Below are 4,944 nucleotides of genomic sequence, written 5' to 3'. Positions count from 1 at the left end.
GTCGACCAGGAACTCGGCGCCCCACCGCCGCAACTCCCGCAACGCCCCCTCCAGCGCCAACCCACGCTCGGTCAGCGCGTAGACCACACCGGCGCCGACCGCGCCCGGCTCGCGCCGCACCACGGCGGCGCGTTCCAGGGTGCGCAGCCGGTCGGCGAGCACGCTGGTACTGATGCCGGGCAACCGGGCTAGCAGTTCGCCGTAGCGGGCGGAGCGTTTGAGCAGTTCCTGGACGATCACCAGGGTCCAGCGTTCCCCGATGACGTCCAAGGCTTTGGCCAGCGGGCAGAACCGGCCGTAGCCGGTCCACGCCGTCGGGGGCATCAGGCGGGCAGCGCGGCGGCCAGGGCCGTGTTCAGCGCGGCGGTGTCGAAGATCAGGCGGGCGGAGGCGAGCTTGCCGTCCCGGAAGGAGTTCCACTCGGCCATCGGAATCGACACCACCTCCCCGGCCGGGGTCTGGATCTTGAAGTCGTAGATCGAGCAGACCTCGCCGTCCTGTTCCCACTGCCGGTGCACCTCGGCGCCGCGCATGATCGGGCACAGCCCGGCGGACCCGTCGAGGAACGCCGCCTTACCTTCAGACTGCAGCATCGGGCCGTGGAACCGGAAATCCTCGGTCAACAGCTCCGCGGCCGCCTCGCGGTCTCCCGAGGTGAATCTGGCCAGGTAGGTCCGGAAGATCTCAGCGTTCGACACATTCACTCCTTCAATGACATGAGGCTCTCATAATAGGAGTTGATCGTGGTGTGTCAACCATCGAATATTTCCGGTCGGGGTGTCGATTCGCGTGCGGCCCGTTCGTAGTGGGGTGAGGATGCGGGAGCTACCCGCCCCGGTTCAGGAGGAGAAGATCAACCATGGCGCGTTACCTGTTGTCGGTGCACAGTCGCGACGGTGAGGTCCGCGAGCCGATGAGCGAGGAGGCGATGCGGCAGTCCCACGCCCGGCTGGGCGAGATCGAGCAGGAGATGGCCGCCACGGGCGCGTGGGTGTTCTCCGGCCGCCTGCACGAACCGGACACCGCCACCGTCGTCCGCACGGCCGGCGGTGAGGTGCTGACCACCGACGGACCCTTCGCCGAGTCCAAGGACCACCTCGGCGGCTTCTACATCATCGACGCCCCCGACCTCGACGCCGCGCTGGGCTGGGCGGCCAAGGTCACCGAGTGCATCAACACGCCGATCGAGGTCCGCCCGTTCGCCGCCTTCGCCGACAAACCCACCGACTTCCCAACGTGACCAACCAGGCCACCGAACCGGTGGACGAGATGGTGGACGAGGCGGTGGTCGGCCGGATCTTCCGCGTGGAGTCCGGCCGGTCGCTGGCGGCCGTGATCGGCTTCTGCGGGGACATCGACCTCGCCGAGGACGCGGTCCAGGACGCGTTCGCCCTCGCCCTGCGCAAGTGGCCAGCCGACGGGCTGCCGCCCAACCCCGGCGGGTGGATCACCACCACGGCGCGCAACCACGCCATCGACCGGCTCCGCCGTGAGGCCCGTGGCCGGACACTGGCCGGCGAGGCGGCCCGACTCGCAACCCCTGACATCCCCGGGGAGGTGCACGACGTGGACCCGGTGCCAGACGAGCGGCTGCGTCTCATCTTCACCTGCTGTCACCCGGCGCTGTCCAGCGAAGCCCAGGTGGCGCTGACCCTGCGGCTGCTCGGTGGTCTGTCCACCACCGCGGTCGCCAGCGCGTTCCTGGTCACCGAACCGGCCATGGCGGGTCGCCTGGTCCGCGCCAAACGCAAGATCAAAGCCGCCCGCATTCCCTACCGTGTCCCGGAGGACGCGGAGTTGCCCGGCCGGTTGCCACCCGTGCTGGCTGTCATCTACCTCATCTACAACGCCGGACTCAGCAGCCCCGACCTGTGTGTCGAGGCGATCCGGCTGGCCCGGATGCTCACCGAGCTGATGCCCGACGAACCCGAAGCGGCCGGGCTGCTCGCGCTCGTCCTCCTGGTCGAGTCCCGGCGCACGACCCGCACCCGCGCCGACGGGTCGTTCGTGCCGCTCGGTGAGCAGGACCGCAGCCGGTGGGACCGCGCGCTCATCACCGAAGGCCAGACGCTGCTGCGCCGATGCCTGCGCCGCAACCGCCCCGGCCCCTATCAACTCCAGGCCGCGATCCACGCGGTGCACGCCGACGCCGCCACCGCCGCCCACACCGACTGGCGGCAGATCCTCGCCCTCTACGACCACCTGCTCGCGATCGCCCCCACCCCGGTCGTGGCCCTCAACCGCGCCATCGCCGTCAGCGAGGTCCACGGCCCCGGCCCCGCCCTGGCGCTGGTCGACGACCTCGACCTCGACCACTACTACGCCTTCCACGCCACCCGCGCCGACCTGCTGCATCGACTCGGCCGCCACACCGAAGCCACCACCGCCTACCAGCACGCGGCCGCGCTCGCCCCCACCGACGCCGAACGCGACTTCCTCCTACACGGCGGCCGACACAACCCCTGACCAAGGTTCCGTGACCCAGCCGCGCAGGGTCAGGTCAGCGTGGCGGTGTCCCAGGTGGTCTTGTCCTCCACGAACCGGCGCAGCGACTCCAGCGACTGCTGGAACGCGCCGTGGATCATGGTGATGAGCTCATCGAGCCCGGCGGGGTCGAGCGGTTCGAAGGTGGTCTCCAAACGGACCGTTGCCGTGCCTGCGGCGGGTGCGGCAGCGACGGTGAACGAGCCGGCCGAGTGCTGCACCGGCAGCGACACCCGCACGTGTTCGAAGCGCAGGGTGCGATCGTGCGGGGACAGGGCGGTGATCCGTTCGTGGATCTCCTGCCCGTCGGCCATCGTGCACACCCGCAGATCGCCGTCCACCCGGGCGGTGACCACTCCGGGCAGCCACCTGCGGGTGGCCGGCAGGTCGGCCAGCACCGCCCACACGTCCTGCGCGTCGGCCTTGATCTCGATGGTGTTGGTGATCGTTGGCATCGCCGGTTCCTTCCCGTTGAAGAGATCTCGTCAACGGTTGTGACGGCTGCCCGGCGCCGGATTCATCGGGTCGCGACGATCTAGAGTGACCCGGTGATCGTCAGCGGACCGGTCGTGCCCGCCGGCGAGCCGCAGTTGCTGGCCGCAGCGCTGGGCGGAGACCCCGACGCCTTCCAGCGCCTGACCGCGCCGCACCGGCGGCCGCTGCTGGTGCACTGCTACCGGATGCTCGGCTCGCTCCACGACGCCGAGGACGCCCTGCAGGAGACCCTGCTCAAGGCCTGGCGGCACCTGGCCCGGTTCGAACACCGCTCTAGCCTGCGCGGCTGGCTCTACCGCATCGCCACCAACACCTGCCTCGACGCCCTCGACCACCGGGCCCGCCGCGTGCTGCCCACCGCGCTGGGCGCACCGGCCGACCCGGCGATCCCGCCTGCCGCCGACGATCCCGACATCCCCTGGCTGCAGCCCTACCCCGACACCCTGCTCGAGATCCCCGACCCGGACCCCCACCGCCGACCCCGCGGCCGCGGTGGTGCGCCGCGAGCACATCGAACTGGCCTTCATCGCCGCCGTCCAACACCTCGCGCCGCGGCAGCGGGCGGTGCTGCTGCTGCGCGACGTGCTCGGCTGGACCGCCACCGAAACCGCCGATCTGCTCGACACCACGTCGGCCTCGGTCAACAGCGCCCTGCAACGCGCCCGCGCCACCCTCGCCACCCGGCTCCCCGCACAGCGCCGCGCCGACCCGCCCTCGCCGGCGCAGACCGAACTGGTCGCGCAATACGTGCGGGCCTGGCACGCCGCCGACATCCCGGCGCTGGTCGCCCTGCTGCACGCCGACGCCGATCTGGCCATGCCACCCTGCCCGTCCTGGTACCACGGCCGCGACGCCATCGCGAGCTACCTCGGACAGCTGTTCGCCGCCCCCCACGGACAGGACCTGCGGTTGCTGCCCACCGCCGCCAACCGCCAACCGGCGCTGGCCGTCTACACCGGACCCCAACCGCTCGCCATCAAGCTCCTCACCATCACCGAGGGGCTGATCACCACCATCACCGGCTTCACCGACCCTGCCCTGTTCACCAGGTTCGGGCCGCCGCCGGCATGGCCAGGCCCGCACTAACGGCGTGACGTGCTGAGTCTGCGGCAGGCCGACAGGTACGCCACGCTCGCCACGACGAACGGCACCAGATAGTTGACCATGATCCGCGCCCAGGTCGCGACCGTGGGGTGTCCGCTGATGATCACCTCGGCCTGGTTGACCACCGACAGCACCGTGCCCACGATCAGCGCGATCGGCCCGGCCGTGCGCACCGTCCGGCCGCGCAGGATCAACCCGACGGCCTCGATCCGCGTCGTCCACACCGCAGTCGCCACGACCTCCGCCATCGCTTCACAACCCTCCGCGACCCGCACGACGCGCATCTTTTCTTCGACAAGGCTGCCCCGTCGACACCGCGCATGTCAGCACCCAAACCCGCTCCGCACCGATCACCGCACGTTGCGAGATCCACGAGTCCCCGATGGGACTCAACGGACCGGGGTGTCGACGCGTTCGCCGTCGCTGGTGATGATCCGTTGCCAGCCGTGCAGAATTCGGCGCAGCGCCACCGGGAACAGCACCCGCAGGCCGACCGCGAACAGACCGCCGCGCAACGCGGGCGCGGCCTGGTAGACGAATCGCAGGGTGATCCGGCTGCCAGTGGGATGGGGGTCGACCTGCCACAGGCCGCGCATCATCGTGAGCGGGTAGGGGTAGTCGGTGGTGTCGACCTCGACCGCGAACCGCCTGCCGGGTTCCCAGCGGACGCACGTTTCCGACCAGCTGTTCCCGGCGGTGTCGACACACCGCCGGCGCAGCGGTTCGCCCGGGTCGCTGATCACCTCCACCGTGGACAGGTTCGGCGCCAGCCGGCCGTACAGGTCGTGATCGCAGATCAGCGGCCACACCGCGGCTGGCCGCGCGGCCAGCACACGGACAGCCTGCACCACCTCCACATCG

8 protein-coding genes and 1 pseudogene are annotated in these 4,944 nt (G+C 70.6%); 4 read left to right on the top strand and 5 right to left on the bottom strand.

From position 1 onward, the window contains the following. On the bottom strand, nt 1–324 hold a 324-nt coding region (locus VFO68_RS32860; RefSeq protein ID WP_325162327.1), incomplete at its 3' end, for a helix-turn-helix domain-containing protein. Then, nucleotides 324–698, bottom strand: a complete 375-nt coding sequence (locus VFO68_RS32855; protein ID WP_325162326.1) for a nuclear transport factor 2 family protein — start codon at nt 696–698, stop codon at nt 324–326. The genes VFO68_RS32860 and VFO68_RS32855, both read right to left, overlap by 1 nt. Nucleotides 699–859: 161 nt before the next feature. Between VFO68_RS32855 and VFO68_RS32850 the strand changes: the two genes are divergently transcribed. After that, nucleotides 860–1,240 carry a YciI family protein gene (locus VFO68_RS32850; RefSeq protein WP_325162325.1) on the top strand — a complete coding sequence of 127 codons (381 nt, stop codon included), beginning with the start codon at nt 860–862 and terminating at the stop codon, nt 1,238–1,240. Between the two features lie 29 nt (nt 1,241–1,269). Continuing rightward, a complete protein-coding gene (locus VFO68_RS32845) occupies nt 1,270–2,466 on the top strand; it encodes an RNA polymerase sigma factor (RefSeq protein WP_325162328.1) in 1,197 nt (398 codons plus the stop codon). Between the two features lie 29 nt (nt 2,467–2,495). Here the strand turns inward: VFO68_RS32845 and VFO68_RS32840 are convergent, their stop codons facing one another. Beyond that, complete coding sequence (locus VFO68_RS32840) at nt 2,496–2,939, bottom strand: SRPBCC family protein (RefSeq protein ID WP_325162324.1); 444 nt, start codon at nt 2,937–2,939, stop codon at nt 2,496–2,498. A gap of 225 nt (nt 2,940–3,164) precedes the next feature. On the opposite strand from VFO68_RS32840, the pseudogene VFO68_RS32835 reads away from it, so the two are divergent. Both VFO68_RS32835 and VFO68_RS32830 read left to right on the top strand, forming a co-directional pair. After that, nucleotides 3,165–3,263 (top strand): annotated as a pseudogene (locus VFO68_RS32835) (sigma factor); the annotation flags it as partial. Between the two features lie 211 nt (nt 3,264–3,474). After that, on the top strand, nt 3,475–4,065 hold the full coding sequence (locus VFO68_RS32830; protein ID WP_325162323.1) for a sigma factor-like helix-turn-helix DNA-binding protein: 591 nt from the start codon (nt 3,475–3,477) through the stop codon (nt 4,063–4,065). Here the strand turns inward: VFO68_RS32830 and nrtS are convergent. After that, nucleotides 4,062–4,331, bottom strand: a complete 270-nt coding sequence (gene nrtS, locus VFO68_RS32825) for a nitrate/nitrite transporter NrtS (protein ID WP_325162322.1) — start codon at nt 4,329–4,331, stop codon at nt 4,062–4,064. The genes VFO68_RS32830 and nrtS overlap by 4 nt on opposite strands. A 141-nt stretch (nt 4,332–4,472) precedes the next feature. Next, a partial coding sequence (locus VFO68_RS32820; RefSeq protein ID WP_325162321.1) for an SRPBCC family protein occupies nt 4,473–4,944 on the bottom strand: 472 nt, incomplete at its 5' end.

Origin of the sequence: Actinophytocola sp., assembly GCF_035712165.1 — a bacterium.
In the GTDB taxonomy this organism is placed as follows: Bacteria; Actinomycetota; Actinomycetes; order Mycobacteriales; family Pseudonocardiaceae; genus DASYTH01.
This window is presented reverse-complemented; position numbering and strand designations above follow the sequence as displayed.

Excerpts from the sequence above, each read along its gene's own strand:
- VFO68_RS32850 (WP_325162325.1), top strand. The coding sequence starts at position 860 with ATGGCGCGTTACCTGTTGTCGGTGCACAGTCGCGACGGTGAGGTCCGC.
- VFO68_RS32845 (WP_325162328.1), top strand. The coding sequence starts at position 1,270 with ATGGTGGACGAGGCGGTGGTCGGCCGGATCTTCCGCGTGGAGTCCGGC.
- VFO68_RS32840 (WP_325162324.1), bottom strand. The coding sequence starts at position 2,939 with ATGCCAACGATCACCAACACCATCGAGATCAAGGCCGACGCGCAGGAC.
- nrtS (WP_325162322.1), bottom strand. The coding sequence starts at position 4,331 with ATGGCGGAGGTCGTGGCGACTGCGGTGTGGACGACGCGGATCGAGGCC.